Raw genomic sequence first — 17,344 nt, 5'->3', positions numbered from 1 at the left:
TGACGGCGGACTCCCCGCGACGCAGCTCACCGGCCGCGGGGACAGCCGCGTGAGCGAGGCGGCCGCCTACCGGATAGAGGACCTCGCCCACCTCAGCGGCGCCACGGTCCGCACCATCCGCGCCTACCAGGACCGCGGCCTCCTCCCCCGCCCCGAGCGGCGCGGCCGCGCCAACCTCTACTCCGACGCCCACCTCGACCGCCTGCGCCGGATCGCCGACCTTCTCGACCGCGGCTACACCCTGGCCTCCATCAAGGAGCTCCTGGAGGCGTGGGACGCGGGCCGTGGCCTCGGCGGGGTGCTCGGGCTGGTCGTCGAGGTCGACGGCCCCTGGTCCGACGAGGAGGCGGTACGGATCTCCCGGGCCGAGCTGGACGAGCGCTTCGGCGGCTCCCCCGATGACGCGGCAGTCACCGATGCCGTCGAACTCGGCGTGCTCGAGCCGGTGCCCGGCGACGCGGACTCCTTCCTCGTGCCGAGCCCCCAAGAGCTCGCCGTGGCCGTCGAGTTGCACGCCGCGGGCGTCCCGCTGTCCGCGATCTCCGGCCATCTGCGGGAGTTGAGGGGTCAGGTCGAGCACATCGCGGCGCGTTTCCTGGAGTTCACCACCGAGCACGTCTTCGCCCGCTACCTGGAGGGACCGCACCGTCCGAGCGACGCGGAAGCGACCGAAGCGGCCGCACTCGTACGCCGGCTGCGACCGCTCGCGCAGAAAACGGTGGATGCCGAACTGGCGCGGGCCATGCGGCTGTTGGCGGTCCGGCAGCTGAGGCAGCACCTCGGCACCGGGGACGCCTCGCAGACCCGCCCGAGGTCACGCTCCGTGTCCGTGCCCGAAGAGACAATTCGGGAAGTGGAGCGGCTGGTTGGGCCGGAGCAAGCGGCGGAGTTCATCGCGCTGGCGGCTGAACGGGAGGTGCGGGCAAGGGCGTTGGACGCGCTCACGTCAAGGGAGGTGCCCCCAGTCGACCTTGACGAACGGGGCTGACATGTCGGGGAGTTGTCCACAGAACCGCCAACTAGCCTGTGGATAACTACAGTTGGTTGTGGATCAAACCTCCGCACCAAAACAAAATGCGTGATCCCCGTCTCTCGCGTCATGCTGATCGGATGGACGAAAGACGCACCGTGAAGGTGTCGAAGTACCTCTCCAAGCATTTGCGCCACCAGCCCGAGCGGATCGGGCTGACGCTCGACGAGGCCGGCTGGGTCGAGATCGACGAACTGCTCGCCGCGGCCGCAGCGCACAACTTCCGCATCACCCGGGACGAGCTGGACCACGTGGTCGCCGCCAACGACAAGAAGCGTTTCGCGATCGAAGGCACCCGGATCCGCGCCAGCCAGGGACACAGCATCGACGTCGAGCTCGGACTGCCCCCGGCACCCCCGCCGCCGTACCTCTACCACGGGACCGTGGCCCGGAACCTGGACGCGATCCGGGCCGAGGGGCTGCGCCCCATGAACCGGCACGACGTGCACCTCTCGCCCGATCGTGAGACCGCGACCCGTGTCGGTGCCCGCCGGGGCCGTCCGGTCGTGCTCTCCGTGGACGCGGGCGCCATGCACCGCGACGGCCACATCTTCCACGTCAGCGCGAACGGGGTGTGGCTGACGCAGGCCGTACCGCCGCAGTACCTACGGTTTCCCGAGCCGCACTGACTCCGGCATGATCAGTGGTATGGACCACTTGCCCACCACCGAGGCCGCCGTCACCTCCCTGCGCGCCATCGCCGCGGAGTACGTGCGTGAGATCGAGGTCACCCACGACATCGGCGCCGACCGGACCTCCCGCCGCAGCGCCGCGGGCGTCGGCGTCACCGCCGACCCGGACGGCTCCCTCCCGCACGAGGCCTACGTCGAGTTCGGCGGCCTGCCCCGGGTGAGCGTCCGCCTCTACCCCGACGACGACGCGCTGATCACCGTCGAGGGCGTCGAATGCCCCGACATCGCACGTGACGACGTGCCCGCCTTCGTCCGCTCCGTCTTCGACGACCGCGCCTTCGTGAAGGTACGCCGCTTCCCGCCCGGGCGCTTCCTGATCGTGCCGCTGCCCGAGGACCGTACGCACCGGGAGTACATGCCGATGCTGAGCCTCACTCCGTGGCTCAGCGGTCGCGTGCGATGACCGTCGGTGACTGTTTCACGTGAAACCCATTCGGCCGCTTACGCTCGAGGGCATGAGTCTGCGTCTGAGCACCGTGATCCTCCCGTACCGCCGATGGCACGAGGGGGCGCGTGAGGCATGGCAGCGCGCGGAGCAGCTCGGTTTCCACACCGCGTACACATATGACCACCTGTCCTGGCGCAGCTTCCGGGACGGCCCGTGGTTCGGTGCCGTGCCGACGCTGAGCGCGGCCGCTGCTGTCACCGACCATCTGCGCCTGGGCACGCTGGTGACCTCGCCGAACTTCCGGCATCCGGTGACGCTGGCCAAGGAGCTGATCTCCCTCGACGACATCTCCGGCGGCCGGGTCACGCTCGGTATCGGCGCGGGCGGCACCGGCTTTGACGCCACCGCGCTCGGCCAGGAGCCGTGGACGCCGCGCGAGCGCGCCGACCGGCTCGCCGAGTTCGTCCCGTTGCTCGACCGGCTGCTGACCGAGGACTCGGTGTCGTACGAGGGCGATTTCTACTCAGCGCATGAGGCACGCAATATTCCCGGCTGTGTGCAGCGGCCCCGTCTGCCTTTCGCCATCGCCGCGACCGGTCCGCGCGGGCTGCGGCTCGCGGCACGGCACGGGCAGGCGTGGGTGACCACCGGCGACCCGAAGCTGTACGAGAACGGCACTCCTGAACAGTCGATTCAAGCCATTCGTGGGCAGGCCGAGAAGCTGGCCGACGCCTGCGCCGGGATCGGCCGGGACGCGGCCGCGATGGACAAGATCCTGCTCACCGGTTTCACGCCGGACCGCGGCCGCCCGCTGGAGTCGCTCGACGCGTTCGTGGACTTCGCGGGCCGGCACCGCGAACTGGGCTTCACCGAGATCGTCGTCCACTGGCCGATCCCCGACTCGCCCTTCGCCGCCGACGTGAAGGTCTTCGAGCAGATCGCCATGGAGGCCCAGGTTCAGCTCGACTGAGCCGACGGGACACAACCATGCAGATGAGGACGGCAGCCACTCACATGTGCGGACTCCCGCACGGCCGTGCAGGCATATGCGGGAGAATGGGCCGGTGACCTCAGCGACTCGACAGCCCGAGACCCCGGCCGCCACCATCCCTCCTCGGCTCATAGCCACGGATCTCGACGGCACCCTGCTGCGGGACGACAAGTCGGTCTCCCCGCGCACGGTCGCCGCCCTCGCCGCCGCCGAGGAGGCGGGCATCGAGGTCTTCTTCGTCACCGGCCGCCCGGCCCGCTGGATGGACGTCGTCAGCGACCACGTACACGGCCACGGGCTCGCGATCTGCGGCAACGGCGCGGCCGTGGTCGACCTGCACGGCGGCCCCGGCGCCCACCGGTTCGTGAAGGTGCGGGAGCTGGCGCGGGACAACGCGCTGGATGCCGTACGGCTGCTGCGCGACGCGGCGCCGGGGACGGTCTACGCGGTGGAGCAGACATACGGCTTCTACCAGGAGCCGGAGTATCCGAAGCTGCACATGGAGATCCCGGACAACCTCGCTCCGGCCGAGGAGCTGCTGGCGCCGGACGGCCCCGGTGCCGCCGAGCCCGTGCTCAAGATCCTCGCCTACCACCCCTCGCTCGACCCGGACGGCTTCCTCACCACCGCCCGCCTCGCCATCGGCGACCGTGCCAACGTCACCCGCTCCAGCCCCAGCGCGCTGCTGGAGATCAGCGGCCCCGGCGTCTCCAAGGCCAGCACGCTGGCCCTGTGCTGCGCCGAGCGCGGCATCTCGCACGAGGAAGTCGTCGCGTTCGGGGACATGCCGAACGACGTCGAGATGCTCACCTGGGCCGGTCAGTCGTACGCGATGGGCAATGCGCACCCGGACGTCATCGCCGCGGCCTCGGGCCGGACGGTCGCGAACAACGACGACGGTGTGGCGGTCGTGATCGAGCGGATGCTGGCCGAGCGGCTGTAGGCCGCCCCCTTCGGTCGTCCGACGGGAACACTCATCCGACGGGAACACCTCGTGCCGCCAGCCACGGCACCGGATCCACCGCGGAGCCCGCCTCCGGCGTGACCCGCACCTCGAAGTGCAGATGTGGACCGGTGGAGTTGCCGGTGGTGCCCGACTGGCCGATCCACTGCCCGGTACGCACCTGTTCTCCCTCGTCGACGGTGACGGCGGCGAGATGGGCGTACTGCGTGCAGTAGCCGTCCCCGTGCTGGATCACGATCGCGATGCCGAAGGGGCCTCCGCACGCCACGCTCACCACGCGTCCAGCGCCGACCGCGCGCACCGGCGTCCCGATGGGCACCGCGAAGTCCTGCCCGGTGTGCCGGTTCACCCACCGTTCGCCGCCGCTGCCGAAGCCGGCGGACAGTTGGTAGGTCTCCACGGGCGCGACCCACGGCTGCGTGAAGGCGGTCTGCGGCTGGTCGAGCCGGACCGCGCCGCGGCAACTGCCGGCCGCGACCGAGGCGTTCGCCTCACCCTGCAGGCGGCCCCGCGCCTCCTCGAGTTTCTGGTCGATGGTGGCCTTCAAGGTGGCGAGTTCGTTCTTCCGCTGCTCCAGCGCCTGCCATGCCGCCGAGGCTTTCGACTCGTCCGCGGCGAGCCGTGCTTCGGCCCGGCGGTTCTTTCCGAGGGAGTTGGCGAGGGCCAGATTCGCCTGCGAGAAGATGTGCTGACCTCGCATCAGCGCGTCCGGAGTGTCCGCGAGGACGAGCTGCGCGGCCACCGGGAGGCCGCCGCCGTCGCGGTACTGGGCGCGCGCGATACGGCCCAGATCCTCGTGCAGAACTGCGATCTCCCGCCGCTGCCGGTCCAGCAACGTCTCGGCCCGCTCGGCCCGAGCCCGCTGCACATCAGCCTCCTGCCGGCCCGCCTCGTACTGCTGCGCCGCCAGGGCCGCGTCCTCGTAGAGGTTCGCGACCTGGGCACTGATCCCGGAGCCGGCGCCGCTGCCGTCGTCCTCGCCCGTCGCGTCGGTCGCCACGGAGGCGAACACGGCGAGCGCGCACAACAGCACCGGAACAAGCAGCCGACGTCGGCGGGATGAGCGCATGTCAGCGATCCTGGCCCGGTCCTGCTGCCAGAGTCCTGTTCAGGTCATTCGGCTGGGGGACCCGTTGCCACGGATGGCTCAGTACGGCGCCTGCCACACCACCTTCGTGCCACCGCCGCCTGCCCCGATGCCCGGTCCGTGCCGGCTGTCGCCGCCGAGGGATTCGGCGCGCCGCCCGAAATACCCGTGGCGGGCTAATCGGGGCCTCGCAATCCGCCGACGCATGCTGCCGCTACCCCGCCCCCACCAGCGACTCCGCCTCCGCTTCCCGTTCCACCATGCCCCACAGCGGCCCGGGCACGGCGGCCAGTTCCGCATAGGTCCCGCGCTGCACGACCCGCCCCTCGTCCAGTACGACGACCTCGTCCACCGCCTCCAGCCCGGCCAGCCGGTGGGTGATGAGCAGTGTCGTACGGCCCGCGGTGGCTGCCAGCAGGTCGGCGGTGAGCGCGTCGGCCGTGGGTAGGTCGAGGTGTTCGGCGGGCTCGTCGAGCACGAGGACGGGGAAGTCGGCGAGCAGCGCGCGGGCCAGCGCGAGTCGCTGCCGCTGCCCGCCGGACAGCCGGGCCCCGTGCTCGCCGACCAGCGTGTCGAGTCCGTCGGGCAGGCTGTCCGCCCAGTCCAGCAGCCGGGCCCGCTTCAGCGCGTCGCGCAACTCGTCCTCGGTGGCGTCCTTCTTCGCCAGCAGGAGGTTCTCCCGCACCGAGCTGTCGAAGAGGTGCGCGTCCTGCGCACACATCCCCACGAGTCGTCGTACGTCGTCGCCGTCGAGCGCGTACGCGTCCACACCGGCGAGTGTGTACGAGCCCGCGTCCACGTCCAGGAAGCGGAGCAGCACCTGTGCGAGGGTCGTCTTGCCGGACCCGGACGGCCCGACCACGGCGATCCTGCGCCCCTGGTCGAGCGTCAGGTCGAGGCCGGCGAGCGCGTCCCGCTCCTGCCCCGCATGCCGAGCGGTCAGGCCCTTGAGGAGGACCGGGAAGGGGGAGGCGGGCGCCTGCCGCGGCCGCTCCGGCTCCCGCACCGGCTCGGGCGCGTCCAGGACCTCGTACACGCGCTCCGCGCTCCTGCGCACCCGCTGCCGGTACTGCACGGCGAGCGGCAGCCCGAGGACGGCCTCGAAGGCGGCCAGCGGGGTGAGGACCACGACGGCCATCGTCACGCCGCCCAACCGACCGTCGGCGACCGCCTGCGCGCCCACGAGTGCCGTGGCAGCGACCGTCAGGCCCGAGATCAGCGCGGTGAGCCCGTCGCCGAGCGCGGTGGCGGTGGCGGCCCGCGAGGCGATCCGGGTGAGCGTGCCGTCAGCGCGCCGTGCCTCGGCGGTACGGGCGGGCAGGGCGCCGGCGACGGTCAACTCCGCGGTGCCGGTGAGCAGGTCGGTTACGCGCGTCGCCAGCGCTCCTCGGGCGGGGGCCAGCCTGTGCTCCGCGAGCCGGGCCACGGCGCTGGTGACCAGGGGGACACCGACACCGGCGGCCACCAGGCCGACCGCGAGGGCGGCGCCCGCCTCGGGCAGCAGCCACGCCGTGAAGGCGACGGATGCCGCGGACACGATCGCGGCGGCACCGGCGGGCAGCAGCCAGCGCAGCCAGTAGTCCTGCAGGGCGTCCACGTCGGCGACGAGCCGCGAGAGCAGGTCACCCCGGCGCGTACGGCGCAGTCCGGCGGGCGCCAGCCGCTCAAGTCGCCGGTAGACGGCGACCCTGGTGTCGGCGAGCATCCGCAGCACGGCATCGTGCGAGACGAGACGCTCGGCGTACCGGAAGACGGCCCGCCCGATCCCGAAGGCCCGCGTCGCCGTCACGGCCACCATCAGATACAGCACGGGCGGCTGCTGCGAGGCCCGCGAGATGAGCCACCCGGAGGTGGCCATGAGCCCGACGGCACTGCCGAGCGCGAGACTGCCGAGCAGCAGAGCAAGGGCGAGACGGCTGCGGCGGGGCCCGGACATGGCACGGACGCGGGCGAGGACACTGCCGCCGCTCTCCGCCGGCTCGGTGGTTGCGGACTCGCGCGGAGCGGCGACTCCGAGCGCCTCCTGTGCGGCCGGATGCACCGCGGGCGTCCTGCTCACGGCAGTAGCGGGAGTCGTCGGCTCCTCCAGTCGCACCACCCGGTCCGCCACTCCCAGCAGCGCCGGCCGGTGCACCACCAACAGCACCGTCCGCCCCACCGCCAGCCGCCGCACGGCCTGCACGACCTCGGCCTCGGTGGCCCCGTCCAGCGCGGCCGTCGGCTCGTCGAGGAGCAGGACCGGCCGGTCCGCGAGGAACGCCCGGGCCAGCGCGAGCCGCTGCCGCTGCCCGGCCGACAGTCCGGCACCGTCCTCACCGAGCACTGTGCCGGCCCCGTCGGGCAGCGCGTCCACGAACTCCAACGCCCCGGCATCCCCGAGCGCTCTCCGTACGGCGGCGTCGTCGGCGTCGGGACGCGCGAGCCGTACGTTCTCGGCGATCGTCCCGGCGAACAGGTGCGGCCGCTGCGGCACCCAGGCGATCCGCGACCGCCACTGCTCCCGATCGACGTCCGCGAGATCGGCTCCGCCGACTCGCACCCGCCCCGCGATCGGCGGCACGAACCCCAACAGCACATTCAGCAGCGTCGACTTGCCCGCACCGCTCGGCCCGACCAGCGCGACGGTCTCCCCGGGCTCGACGGCGAAGGACACATCCGCCACGGCCTCCTCGGACTGCCCGGGATACCGGACCGTCACCCCGTCGAAGGCGATGCGCCCCGTCGGTGCAGCCGCCGTACCCGACGCCGGCACGGGCGTCTCAAGGACGGCGAAGATCTCCTCGGCGGCCGCCAGCCCCTCCGCCGCCGCGTGATACTGCGCTCCGACCTGACGCAACGGCAGATACGCCTCGGGCGCGAGGACCAGGATGACGAGCCCGTTGTACAGATCCATCTCGCCGTGGACCAGCCGCATGCCGATCGTCACGGCGACCAGCGCCACCGAGAGCGTGGAGAGCAGCTCGAGCGCGAAGGACGAGATGAAGGCGATCCGCAGCGTCCGCATGGTCGCCTGCCGGTACTCGCCGGTGATGCGCTTGATCGACTCAGCCTGCGCCTTGGCTCGCCCGAAGACCTTCAGGGTCGGCAGTCCCGCGACCACGTCCAGGAAATGGCCGGACAGACGGGACAGCAGCCGCCACTGACGGTCCATCCGGGACTGCGTTGCCCAGCCGATCAGAATCATGAAGACGGGGATGAGCGGCAGGGTCCCCACAATGATCGCCGCGGAGACCCAGTCCTCGGTGACGATCCGGGCCAGCACCGCCACCGGCACGACCACCGCCAGCCCCAACTGCGGCAGATAGCGCGAGAAGTAGTCGTCGAGGGCGTCGACACCACGGGTGGCGAGGGCCACGAGCGATCCGGTCCGCTGCCCGCTCAGCCATCCGGGACCCAGCTCGACCGCACGCTCCAGCAACCGCCCCCGCAGCTCCGACTTCACCGCCGCGCTCGCCCGGTGAGCGGCGAGTTCAGTGAGCCAGGAGACCAGCGCGCGGCCGCAGGCGACCGCCGTCAACAGCAGCAGGGGAGTGCCGAGTTCAGCGACGGACAGCCCGTGCTGGAAGGCACCCACGACCACTTCGGCGATGAGCATCGCCTGGGCGATGACCAGTCCGGCGCCGACGGCCCCCAGGCCGACGACCGCTATCAGGAAGAGCCGGGTGGCTCGGGCGTATCGGAGCAGTCGTGGATCGATTGGTTTCACGTGAAACATGCCCTTCGGTCCAGGGAGGGTGTTTCACGTGAAACATCGTGGATCACCGTGAATCACCCTCCCGCCCGGACTCAGTGAGCGGCTTCGGCGATGTGCTGCGTGCCGATCCGCTTGCGGAACACCCAGTAGGTCCACCCCTGGTAGAGCAGGACGATCGGCGTGGCGATCGCCGCGCACCAGGTCATGATCTTCAGGGTGTACGGGCTCGACGAGGCGTTGGTGACCGTGAGGCTCCAGTTCTCATTGAGCGACGACGGCATGACGTTCGGGAAGAGCGACAGGAAGAGCATCGCCACAGCGGCCACGATCGTGACCCCGGACAGTGCGAACGACCATCCCTCACGCCCTGCCTGATTCGCCACCAGGGCGGCGACCAGCGCGGCCACAGCCACGATCAGCGCGACGAGGCTCTTGCCGTCGCCGCTTTCGACCTGCGTCCACAGCAGGAAGATCAGCGCCACAACGGCGGTGGCGAGACCGACCACCGTCGCCAGCCTCCGCGCCCGCTCCCGGATGTCACCGACCGTCTTGAGCGCCGTGAACACCGCCCCGTGGAAGGTGAACAGCGTCAGCGTCACCAGGCCGCCGAGCAGCGCGTACGGGTTGAGCAGGTCCCAGAAGTTGCCGACGTACTCGAAGTTCCGGTCGATCTTCACGCCCCGCACGATGTTGCCGAACGCCACGCCCCACAGGAACGCCGGGAACAGCGAGGTCCAGAAGATCGCGGTCTCCCAGTTGCGCTGCCAGTTCTCCTCGGGCCGCTTCGCCCGGTACTCGAAGGCGACACCGCGCACGATCAGGCAGACCAGGATGATCAGCAGCGGCAGGTAGAACCCGGAGAAGAGCGTGGCGTACCACTCGGGGAAGGCGGCGAAAGTCGCGCCGCCGGCCGTGAGCAGCCATACCTCGTTGCCGTCCCAGACGGGCCCAATGGTGTTGATCAGGACCCTCTTCTCCAGCCGGTCACGGGCGAGCAGCTTGGTGAGGATGCCCACCCCGAAGTCGAAGCCCTCCAGGAAGAAGTAACCGGTCCACAGGACGGCGATGAGCACGAACCAGACGTCGTGAAGTTCCATGACTCGATCTCCCTCGGCCTAGTACGAGAAGGCCATCGGCTTGTCGGCGTCACGGTCGTCGCCGCCGATCTTCGTGGGCGGGTTGAGGTCGGCCTCGGTGAGCTCGGGCGGTCCGGCCTTGACGTACTTCACGAGCAGCTTGACCTCGACGACGGCGAGGATGGCGTACAGCGCAGTGAAGGTGATCATCGAGGTGAGAACCTCGCCCTGAGAGACACCGGGGGAGACCGCCTGACGGGTCTGCAGGACGCCGTAGACGACCCACGGCTGACGGCCCATCTCGGTGAAGATCCAGCCCCAGGAGTTGGCGATCAGTGGGAAGCCCAGGGTCCAGATCGCCACGAGCCAGTACAGCTTGCTGAGCTTGGGGTTGAGGGCGTTGTTGCGGAAGAGGACCAGATGCGGCACCTCGTCCTCACCCACCCTCAGATGCTGCGGCAGCATGAACTTCTTGCGGGTCAGCCAGAGTCCGAGGATGCCGATGGCGAAGGACGCCATCCCGAAGCCGATCATCCAGCGGAACGCCCAGAAGGTGACGGGGATGATGGGCCGGTAGTCGCCGGGACCGTACTTCTCCTGCTCGGCCTTGTTGGTGTCGTTGATGCCGGGGACGTACGAGTTGAAGTTGTCGTCGGCGAGGAACGACAGTATCCCTGGGATGGACAGCTCGACGGTGTTGTGCCCCTTGCTGACATCGCCGTAAGCGAAGATCGAGAACGGCGCCGAGTTCTGGCCGTCCCACAGCGCCTCGGCGGCGGCCATCTTCATCGGCTGCTGCTTGAACATGACCTTGCCGAGGGTGTCGCCGCTGATCGCGGTGAGCAGACCGGCGATGACGACGGTGACCAGACCCAGCCGCAGCGAGCTCTTCATGACGGAGACGTGCTTCTTGCGGAACAGGTGGAAGGCCGCGATGCCGACCATGAACGCGCCGCCGGTCAGGAAGGACGCGCTGAGCGTGTGGAACGCCTGGGCCAGCGCGGTGTTCTGGGTCAACACATGCCAGAAGTCGGTCAGTTCGGCACGTCCCTTGGCCTTGTTGATCCGGTAGCCGACCGGGTGCTGCATCCACGAGTTGGCCGCGAGGATGAAGTACGCCGACAGGATCGTGCCGATCGAGACCATCCAGATGCAGGCCAGATGGATCTTCTTGGGCAGCTTGTCCCAGCCGAAGATCCACAGACCGATGAAGGTCGACTCGAAGAAGAAGGCGATCAGGGCCTCGAAGGCGAGCGGGGCACCGAAGATGTCACCGACGAAGCGCGAGTAGTCGGACCAGTTCATACCGAACTGGAACTCCTGCACGATGCCGGTGACCACACCCATCGCGATGTTGATCAGGAAGAGCTTGCCCCAGAACTTGGTCGCTCTGAGGTACTTCTCCTTCTCCGTGCGCACCCAGGCGGTCTGCAGGCCGGCCGTGAGGGCGGCGAGCGAGATCGTCAGCGGGACGAACAGGAAGTGGTAGACGGTGGTGATGCCGAACTGCCATCGCGCCAGTGTCTCCGGCGCCAGAGCCAATTCCACGTCGCAGTCTCCTTACGTCGCCGTGGTAGCGGCAGTTTGCCCCTTTTGTCACACACATCATTGGAGCAACCGGGACACGCTTGTGAACGCGTTCACATTCACAAGAAAATTATGACGCACCGATTATCGAAGCTCGAAGGGGGGTCCCACATAGGCCTCAAGGGTGCTTCGCCTGGGCCGTTCGGCACCCTCTTGGCATCGACTTCAACATCTTGTTGAATTGCCTGCCGTGTAGATACGGATCTCGTGGCCCGCCGGCCACCTCACCGCAACCCTCGACGACACCCCGACCGCCCAGGCCCTCGCCGAGGCGCTTCCTCTCGCCTCCACCGCCCGCACCTGGGGCGAGGAGGTCTACTTCGACGTGGGCGTCACGGTTCCACGTGAAACAACCGCCCAACAGGTCGTGGAACCGGGCACCGTGGCCTTCTGGGCGGACGGCGACGCCCTCGCACTCCCCTACGGGCTCACGCCGATCTCGCGAGGCGACGAGTGCCGCCTCGCGAGCCCGTGCAACCTCCTGGGCCACCTCGACGGCGACCCCCGGCTCCTCGCCACGGTCCGCGACGGCGACCCCGTGCGAGTGGAGTGGGTCGACGGCTAGGTCCACGACCCACGGACGCCTAGAGCTCCTTGCGGAACCCTTCCGCCACCTTCAGGAAGATGTCGTTCGCCTCGGTCTCCCCGACCGTCACCCGCACACCCTCGCCGGGGAATGGCCGGACCACCACGCCGTGCTGCTCGCATGCCTGCGCGAACGCGACCGTGCGCTCCCCCAGCCGCAGCCACACGAAGTTGGCCTGGGTCTCGGGCACCGTCCAGCCCTGGGCGCGCAGCCCGTCGACCACACGGGTCCGCTCGCACACCAACGAGCCGACCCGGCCGAGCAGTTCGTCCTCGGCCTGCAGAGAGGCGATCGCCGCGTCCTGCGCGAGCTGGCTCACCCCGAACGGCACCGCCGTCTTGCGCAGCGCGGCGGCCACCGGCTCGTGGGCGATCGCAAAGCCCACGCGCAGGCCCGCAAGGCCGTACGCCTTGGAAAAGGTACGCAGCACGCAGACATTCGGCCGCTCGCGGTACAGCTCCACGCCGTCCGGCACCTCGGCGTCGCGGATGAACTCGCGGTAGGCCTCGTCCAGCACGACGAGCACATCGCTCGGCACGCGGTCGAGGAACCGCTCCAGCTCGGCCCGCTTCACAACCGTGCCGGTCGGGTTGTTCGGGTTGCAGACGAAGATCAGGCGCGTCCGGTCGGTGACGGCGTCCGCCATCGCGTCCAGGTCATGCACGTCGCCCGGCGTCAGCGGGACCTGCACCGAAGTCGCGCCGCTGATCTGCGTGATGATCGGGTACGCCTCGAACGACCGCCAGGCGTAGATCACCTCGTCGCCGGGGCCGGCGGTGGACTGGATCAGCTGCTGGGCGACGCCGACCGAGCCGGTGCCGGTGGCCAGGTGGGTGAGCGGGACGCCGAAGCGGTCCGACAGCTCGTTCATCAGGCCCGTGCACGCCATGTCCGGGTAGCGGTTGAAGGACGAAGCCGCGGCCGTCACGGTCTCCATCACGCCGGGCAGCGGCGGATAGGGGTTCTCGTTGGAGGACAGCTTGTAGGCCACCGGGCCACCGGCCGCGGCGGGCTTGCCCGGCTTGTAGGTGGGGATACCCTCCAGCTCGGCGCGCAGCTTGGGGCTCGTCTCGCTCACCGCAGTCCTCCTCGTGACCACCACCGGCTTCCAATACTGCTCACCTTATGAGGATTGGGCGCCGCTGCGTACAGCTGAGGGCAGACCTCCTCTGCCGGGAAGCTCCACCCCACCCGTCACATGCGCATCAGGGGCATCACGCACCAAGGCGCACGAATCGGGGGGCGCGATCACATATATCTGCGCGCCGGTGGCTCACGCCCTGGCGCGCATCACCCGTGCAGGTGAGTTGAGACCTCTTCGAAACATCGGACACTTGGCAGGCTCATGCGTGCCGACAAGTCACGTAGCACCATTGGATCGTTCAACTGACTTTGTTTCAAAGGTAGTTGACGGTAAATGACCATGCAGAAACGTGCCTGTCAACGCGTGCATATGCGTCCGCCCTACCCCACTGCATGAGCCCTACTATCGGCTCGCCATGACAGCAGCAGGGAAGCACCAGGTGAGCCGCGCGGAAACCTCACGTCGAGGCAGCCGGCCGGGCCGGGCGGGCATCAGAGACGTGGCCGCCGCCGCCGGAGTCTCCATCACGACCGTCTCCGATGCCCTAAACGGCAAGGGCCGGCTCCCGGACGCCACCCGACGCCACGTCCGCGAGGTCGCCGACCGGCTGGGCTATCGCCCGTCGGCGGCGGCCCGAACCCTCCGTACCGGCAAGTCCGGCCTCATCGGCCTGACCGTGACGACGTACGGGGATGAACCTTTCACCTTCACCGAGTTCGCGTACTTCGCGGAGATGGCGCGCGCCGCCACCTCGGCCGCGCTCGCCCGCGGTTACGCCCTCGTGATCCTCCCCGCGACTTCGCGCCACGACGTGTGGTCGAACGTCGCACTGGACGGCACGGTGGTCATCGACCCCTCCGACCAGGACCCGGTGGTCAGCGAACTGGTCCGGCAGGGTTTACCGGTCGTCTCCGACGGCCGCCCGGCCGGCTCGCTCCCGGTCACCGCGTGGGTCGACAACGACCATGAAGCCGCCGTACTCGGCATCCTCGACCACCTGGCCGACGCCGGCGCCCGCCGCATCGGCCTGCTGACGGGGACGACGACGGACACGTACACCCATCTGTCGACCACGGCGTACCTGCGCTGGTGCGAACGCGTCGGCCAGGACCCAGTGTACGAGGCCTACCCGGCGCACGACCCGTGCGCGGGCGCCGTCGCCGCCGACCGGCTGCTCGCCCGGCCCGACCGGCCCGACGCGGTCTACGGACTGTTCGACCCGAACGGCACCGACCTGCTCGCCGCCGCCCGCCGCTACGGTCTGCGCGTACCGGACGACCTGCTTCTGGTGTGCTGCAGCGAGTCGACCGTGTACGCCAACACCGAACCGCCCATCACCACGCTCTCACTGAAGCCGCGCCGGATCGGCACGGCCGTGGTCCAGCTCCTCATCGACGCCATCGAGGGGGTCGAATCGGACCAACCGGTCGAGCAGGTGATACCGACGGAGCTGATCGTGCGCACCTCGTCCCAGCGGCGTTCGCCGCGGACGACCGTCAGCCCGCCCCGATCGCCCGAAGAGGAATAGAACAAGCGCTGTCAGCAGGCGGTCGAAGCCCTGCCCAATCGGGGCGAAAGCCGCGGTGAACAGGACTCTTGCTCCGATTCACCACCCCTGGGTCATCACATGGCGCGATCCACATTCCTATGATGGGCCCACGACACCGCGGGCCGCTGCGACCAGGCAGTCCGATGCGGTGCAGATGCGGCGCGATGGTGGAGGGGTCTGATGACTCAGGGGGCCGGTCAGGGACCCGAGGTGGAGCGGACGGCGACGTTGCGCGACTTCCGGGTACCTGCGTACGTCCACGAGACCGGTCCGTACGGCCACAGCACGCTCCCCGGCGACGTCGCCAGACCCTTCGACGGGTCGGCAGACGTCCCGGAGGGATACACGCCGACGCAGCGCGACCTGCCCGTCGTCAACCGCGGTGACACGCTTCAGGTGAGCGTCGATCCCGCGTCCCTGGCGGCCCCTCAGCAAGGAGAGGGCGCAGGTGCGTTGTACGTCGTCGGAGACGTGCACGGCTATCTCGACGAGCTGGTGGCCGCCCTCCAGCAGCAGGGCCTCATCGACGCCGCCGGGAACTGGAGCGCGGGCACCTCCCGACTGTGGTTCCTCGGTGACTTCACCGACCGCGGTCCCGACGGCATCGGCGTCATCGACCTCGTGATGCGGCTGTCCGCGGAGGCCGCCGCGGCCGGCGGCTACTGCAAGGCCCTCATGGGCAACCACGAGCTGCTGCTGCTCGGCGCCAAGCGGTTCGGCGACACCCCCGTCAACTCCGGTGCGGGCACTGCCACCTTCCAGGCGGCCTGGCTGCTCAACGGCGGCCAGAAGACCGACATGGACCGCCTCCAGGACCACCACCTCCAGTGGATGGCCCGCCTCGACGCCGTCGAAGAGGTCGACGGCTATCTGCTCGTCCACTCCGACACCACCGCCTACCTCGACTACGGCGACTCGATCGAGGCGGTCAACGACACGGTCCGCGAGACGCTCACGCGCAACGACGCGGACGAGTGCTGGGACCTGTTCCGCAAGTTCACCAAGCGGTTCTCCTTCCGCGACGAGGGTGGTGCAGACGCCGTACGCTCCCTGCTGAATACGTACGGCGGCGCCCGCATTGTTCACGGTCACAGCCCCATTCCGTATCTGCTGGGCGAGGTCGGTTCCGAGGACGGCGAGGACAGCGCGGGGCCCGTGGTCGAAGGGCCGCACGTCTACGCAGATGGCCTGGCCATCGCCATGGACGGCGGAGTGACCATGGCCGGAAAGCTGCTGGTCCAGCAACTTCCCCTGGATATCTGAACGTTCACAGGGCAGGCGACCCCCCACGGAGGAATCGCGATAAACGGCCCAGGCCAGGGCCCAATTTCCGGAAACCCCCTGTCACCGCGTGCCGTCACCGCTCTACCATCGGCTTATCCGTAGCAGGCTCCCCTCCGTTTCTGCCCGACGGCTCGTTGTCATGCGAGCCCCAAGCCCTACGGAGCATCGGGGGATGCACATGAACAGCGTTCCGCAGCACCTGCTGAGCGAGGACCGCCAGGAGTACGAGCGGGTCCTCGATGAGGCGCTGCGCTCCGCCCCAAACCGCCCGGAACTGGCCGCTGTAGGTCAGCGGCTCAACCCCGAACAGCTGCGCACCATGGCGCTGAACGCCACCGCACTCATCACGGTGGCCGCGGCGACGGAGTACCAGCACTACGTGAAGGTTCGCGAGGAACTGCGCCAGCCGGCGTCGTCCACCCCGCCGTCCACCCGTGAATCCGGCTCCGCGGAGTCGGGTGCGGGCGCGATGGGGCTCGCCACCACCCTCGGCGAGGCAGCCGAGCCCGCCGGTGCGGGCGCCGTCGCCGTCGCCGCCGTCCTCACCCCCGTGCTGGCCGGCACGGCCGCGGTGATCTTCCTGCTCGTCGGCTACATCATCAAGTCGCTCGACTCCAAGCAGGTGTTCGGCAAGACCATGATCACCGCCGGATGGGTGTTCGGCGCGATGACCGCTGCCGCGATCCTCGTCGCCGCCGTCGGGCTGCTGCTCACCGCCCTGCGCAACAGGCCCTCGCTCGAGGCCGGGCCGTACGGGGAGCTGAGCGGGGAGGTCGCCCGGGCCAGGGAAGCCTGGCGCGAGGCGCTTCTGGAGCGCGGCGTCCTGCCGTTCCTCCGGGAGGCGCTCGCCGACCCCGGCGCCGCGGCGGCACTGCACAGCACGACACCGCCGGCGCCGAGCCGCATCCCGCACCTCGGCTACAACCGCCCGGGCTTCAGCAGCCCGGACGACGGCCCGGCCCCCGGCCCGCGCCCGAGCTTCACGAGCCCGGACTACACCAGCCCGGACTTCGGAGGCCCGGAACACCAGCCGGAGTAACGCTCGGCTTGCGCCCTCCGCAACAGGGAGGCCCGTGAGGGTCCGCCGGGGGAGCGCAAGCCGAACACCCGGGCCCGCGCCGCCTCCCCGAGTCCAGGACGGTTCGGGGGCGCGAGCCCTCTCGGCTGCCCTGGCTCAGTTCGCGATCGGCAGGTACACCCTGTTGCCGGCCGCCGCGAACTCCTTCGACTTCTGGGCCATGCCCTCCTCGATCTCCTCCTGGCTCCCGCCGTGCTCACGGCGGATGTCGTGGGAGATCTTCATCGATGACAACCACACGCCTGAGATATCCG

At 69.7% G+C, this 17,344-nt stretch carries 15 protein-coding genes; 9 read left to right on the top strand and 6 right to left on the bottom strand.

Going from position 1 to position 17,344, the window contains the following annotated elements; all coding sequences use genetic code 11:
• Positions 1-49 precede the first annotated feature (49 nt).
• The 5 genes from ACFY1L_RS34950 (at position 50) to ACFY1L_RS34930 (ending at position 4,044) form a co-directional block, all read left to right on the top strand.
• Positions 50-988, top strand: a complete 939-nt coding sequence (locus ACFY1L_RS34950; RefSeq protein WP_388833635.1) for a MerR family transcriptional regulator — start codon at positions 50-52, stop codon at positions 986-988.
• 122 nt (positions 989-1,110) lie between these two features.
• Positions 1,111-1,659, top strand: a complete 549-nt coding sequence (locus tag ACFY1L_RS34945) for an RNA 2'-phosphotransferase (protein ID WP_388833193.1) — start codon at positions 1,111-1,113, stop codon at positions 1,657-1,659.
• A 7-nt stretch (positions 1,660-1,666) separates the two neighbouring features.
• Complete coding sequence (locus ACFY1L_RS34940) at positions 1,667-2,125, top strand: hypothetical protein (protein WP_388833190.1); 459 nt, start codon at positions 1,667-1,669, stop codon at positions 2,123-2,125.
• 52 nt (positions 2,126-2,177) lie between these two features.
• Positions 2,178-3,080: an LLM class flavin-dependent oxidoreductase gene (locus ACFY1L_RS34935; RefSeq protein WP_388833187.1), complete on the top strand. Its 903-nt coding sequence runs from the start codon at positions 2,178-2,180 to the stop codon at positions 3,078-3,080.
• Between the two features lie 76 nt (positions 3,081-3,156).
• On the top strand, positions 3,157-4,044 hold the full coding sequence (locus ACFY1L_RS34930; protein ID WP_388833184.1) for an HAD hydrolase family protein: 888 nt from the start codon (positions 3,157-3,159) through the stop codon (positions 4,042-4,044).
• A 31-nt stretch (positions 4,045-4,075) separates the two neighbouring features.
• Here ACFY1L_RS34930 and ACFY1L_RS34925 read toward each other — a convergent pair whose 3' ends face one another.
• The 4 genes from ACFY1L_RS34925 to ACFY1L_RS34910 all read right to left on the bottom strand — a co-directional run bounded on the left by ACFY1L_RS34925 (position 4,076) and on the right by ACFY1L_RS34910 (position 11,470).
• On the bottom strand, positions 4,076-5,134 hold the full coding sequence (locus ACFY1L_RS34925; protein ID WP_388833181.1) for a peptidoglycan DD-metalloendopeptidase family protein: 1,059 nt from the start codon (positions 5,132-5,134) through the stop codon (positions 4,076-4,078).
• Between the two features lie 232 nt (positions 5,135-5,366).
• Positions 5,367-8,867, bottom strand: coding sequence for a thiol reductant ABC exporter subunit CydD (gene cydD / locus ACFY1L_RS34920; RefSeq protein ID WP_388833178.1), 3,501 nt, complete (start codon positions 8,865-8,867; stop codon positions 5,367-5,369).
• A gap of 71 nt (positions 8,868-8,938) precedes the next feature.
• Entirely contained in the window at positions 8,939-9,943 is a 1,005-nt protein-coding gene (cydB, locus tag ACFY1L_RS34915; RefSeq protein ID WP_388833175.1) for a cytochrome d ubiquinol oxidase subunit II, read from the bottom strand.
• A gap of 18 nt (positions 9,944-9,961) precedes the next feature.
• Positions 9,962-11,470, bottom strand: coding sequence for a cytochrome ubiquinol oxidase subunit I (locus tag ACFY1L_RS34910; protein WP_388833172.1), 1,509 nt, complete (start codon positions 11,468-11,470; stop codon positions 9,962-9,964).
• A gap of 235 nt (positions 11,471-11,705) precedes the next feature.
• On the opposite strand from ACFY1L_RS34910, the gene ACFY1L_RS34905 reads away from it, so the two are divergent.
• Positions 11,706-12,074 (top strand): cyclophilin-like fold protein, encoded by a 369-nt coding sequence (locus ACFY1L_RS34905; protein WP_388833632.1) that lies wholly within the window; start codon positions 11,706-11,708, stop codon positions 12,072-12,074.
• Positions 12,075-12,093: 19 nt separating this feature from the next.
• Here the strand turns inward: ACFY1L_RS34905 and hisC are convergent, their stop codons facing one another.
• Positions 12,094-13,173 carry a histidinol-phosphate transaminase gene (gene hisC, locus ACFY1L_RS34900; RefSeq protein ID WP_388833169.1) on the bottom strand — a complete coding sequence of 360 codons (1,080 nt, stop codon included), beginning with the start codon at positions 13,171-13,173 and terminating at the stop codon, positions 12,094-12,096.
• Positions 13,174-13,594: 421 nt separating this feature from the next.
• Between hisC and ACFY1L_RS34895 the strand changes: the two genes are divergently transcribed.
• The 3 genes from ACFY1L_RS34895 (at position 13,595) to ACFY1L_RS34885 (ending at position 17,051) form a co-directional block, all read left to right on the top strand.
• Positions 13,595-14,707 (top strand): LacI family DNA-binding transcriptional regulator, encoded by a 1,113-nt coding sequence (locus tag ACFY1L_RS34895; RefSeq protein WP_388833166.1) that lies wholly within the window; start codon positions 13,595-13,597, stop codon positions 14,705-14,707.
• Between the two features lie 201 nt (positions 14,708-14,908).
• Positions 14,909-15,991, top strand: a complete 1,083-nt coding sequence (locus tag ACFY1L_RS34890; RefSeq protein ID WP_388833164.1) for a metallophosphoesterase — start codon at positions 14,909-14,911, stop codon at positions 15,989-15,991.
• Positions 15,992-16,184: 193 nt separating this feature from the next.
• The gene (locus ACFY1L_RS34885; protein WP_388833162.1) at positions 16,185-17,051 is read left to right on the top strand and encodes a hypothetical protein; all 867 of its coding nucleotides are present in this window, start codon (positions 16,185-16,187) and stop codon (positions 17,049-17,051) included.
• A 135-nt stretch (positions 17,052-17,186) separates the two neighbouring features.
• Here ACFY1L_RS34885 and ACFY1L_RS34880 read toward each other — a convergent pair whose 3' ends face one another.
• Positions 17,187-17,315 carry a hypothetical protein gene (locus tag ACFY1L_RS34880; RefSeq protein WP_388833664.1) on the bottom strand — a complete coding sequence of 43 codons (129 nt, stop codon included), beginning with the start codon at positions 17,313-17,315 and terminating at the stop codon, positions 17,187-17,189.
• Positions 17,316-17,344: the final 29 nt, after the last annotated feature.

The sequence above is a fragment of the Streptomyces sp. NPDC001663 genome, from assembly GCF_042893105.1.
Taxonomy (GTDB): domain Bacteria; phylum Actinomycetota; class Actinomycetes; order Streptomycetales; family Streptomycetaceae; genus Streptomyces.
Note: the sequence above shows the minus strand (reverse complement) of the source record. Positions and strands in the feature narration are given on the sequence as shown.

What these genes read in the sequence shown, in the direction of transcription:
- ACFY1L_RS34945 (WP_388833193.1), top strand. Translation starts at nt 1,111, where the DNA reads ATGGACGAAAGACGCACCGTGAAGGTGTCGAAGTACCTCTCCAAGCAT.
- ACFY1L_RS34940 (WP_388833190.1), top strand. Translation starts at nt 1,667, where the DNA reads ATGATCAGTGGTATGGACCACTTGCCCACCACCGAGGCCGCCGTCACC.
- ACFY1L_RS34935 (WP_388833187.1), top strand. Translation starts at nt 2,178, where the DNA reads ATGAGTCTGCGTCTGAGCACCGTGATCCTCCCGTACCGCCGATGGCAC.
- ACFY1L_RS34930 (WP_388833184.1), top strand. Translation starts at nt 3,157, where the DNA reads ATGCGGGAGAATGGGCCGGTGACCTCAGCGACTCGACAGCCCGAGACC.
- ACFY1L_RS34925 (WP_388833181.1), bottom strand. Translation starts at nt 5,134, where the DNA reads ATGCGCTCATCCCGCCGACGTCGGCTGCTTGTTCCGGTGCTGTTGTGC.
- cydD (WP_388833178.1), bottom strand. Translation starts at nt 8,867, where the DNA reads ATGTTTCACGTGAAACCAATCGATCCACGACTGCTCCGATACGCCCGA.
- cydB (WP_388833175.1), bottom strand. Translation starts at nt 9,943, where the DNA reads ATGGAACTTCACGACGTCTGGTTCGTGCTCATCGCCGTCCTGTGGACC.
- ACFY1L_RS34895 (WP_388833166.1), top strand. Translation starts at nt 13,595, where the DNA reads ATGACAGCAGCAGGGAAGCACCAGGTGAGCCGCGCGGAAACCTCACGT.
- ACFY1L_RS34890 (WP_388833164.1), top strand. Translation starts at nt 14,909, where the DNA reads ATGACTCAGGGGGCCGGTCAGGGACCCGAGGTGGAGCGGACGGCGACG.
- ACFY1L_RS34885 (WP_388833162.1), top strand. Translation starts at nt 16,185, where the DNA reads ATGCACATGAACAGCGTTCCGCAGCACCTGCTGAGCGAGGACCGCCAG.
- ACFY1L_RS34880 (WP_388833664.1), bottom strand. Translation starts at nt 17,315, where the DNA reads ATGAAGATCTCCCACGACATCCGCCGTGAGCACGGCGGGAGCCAGGAG.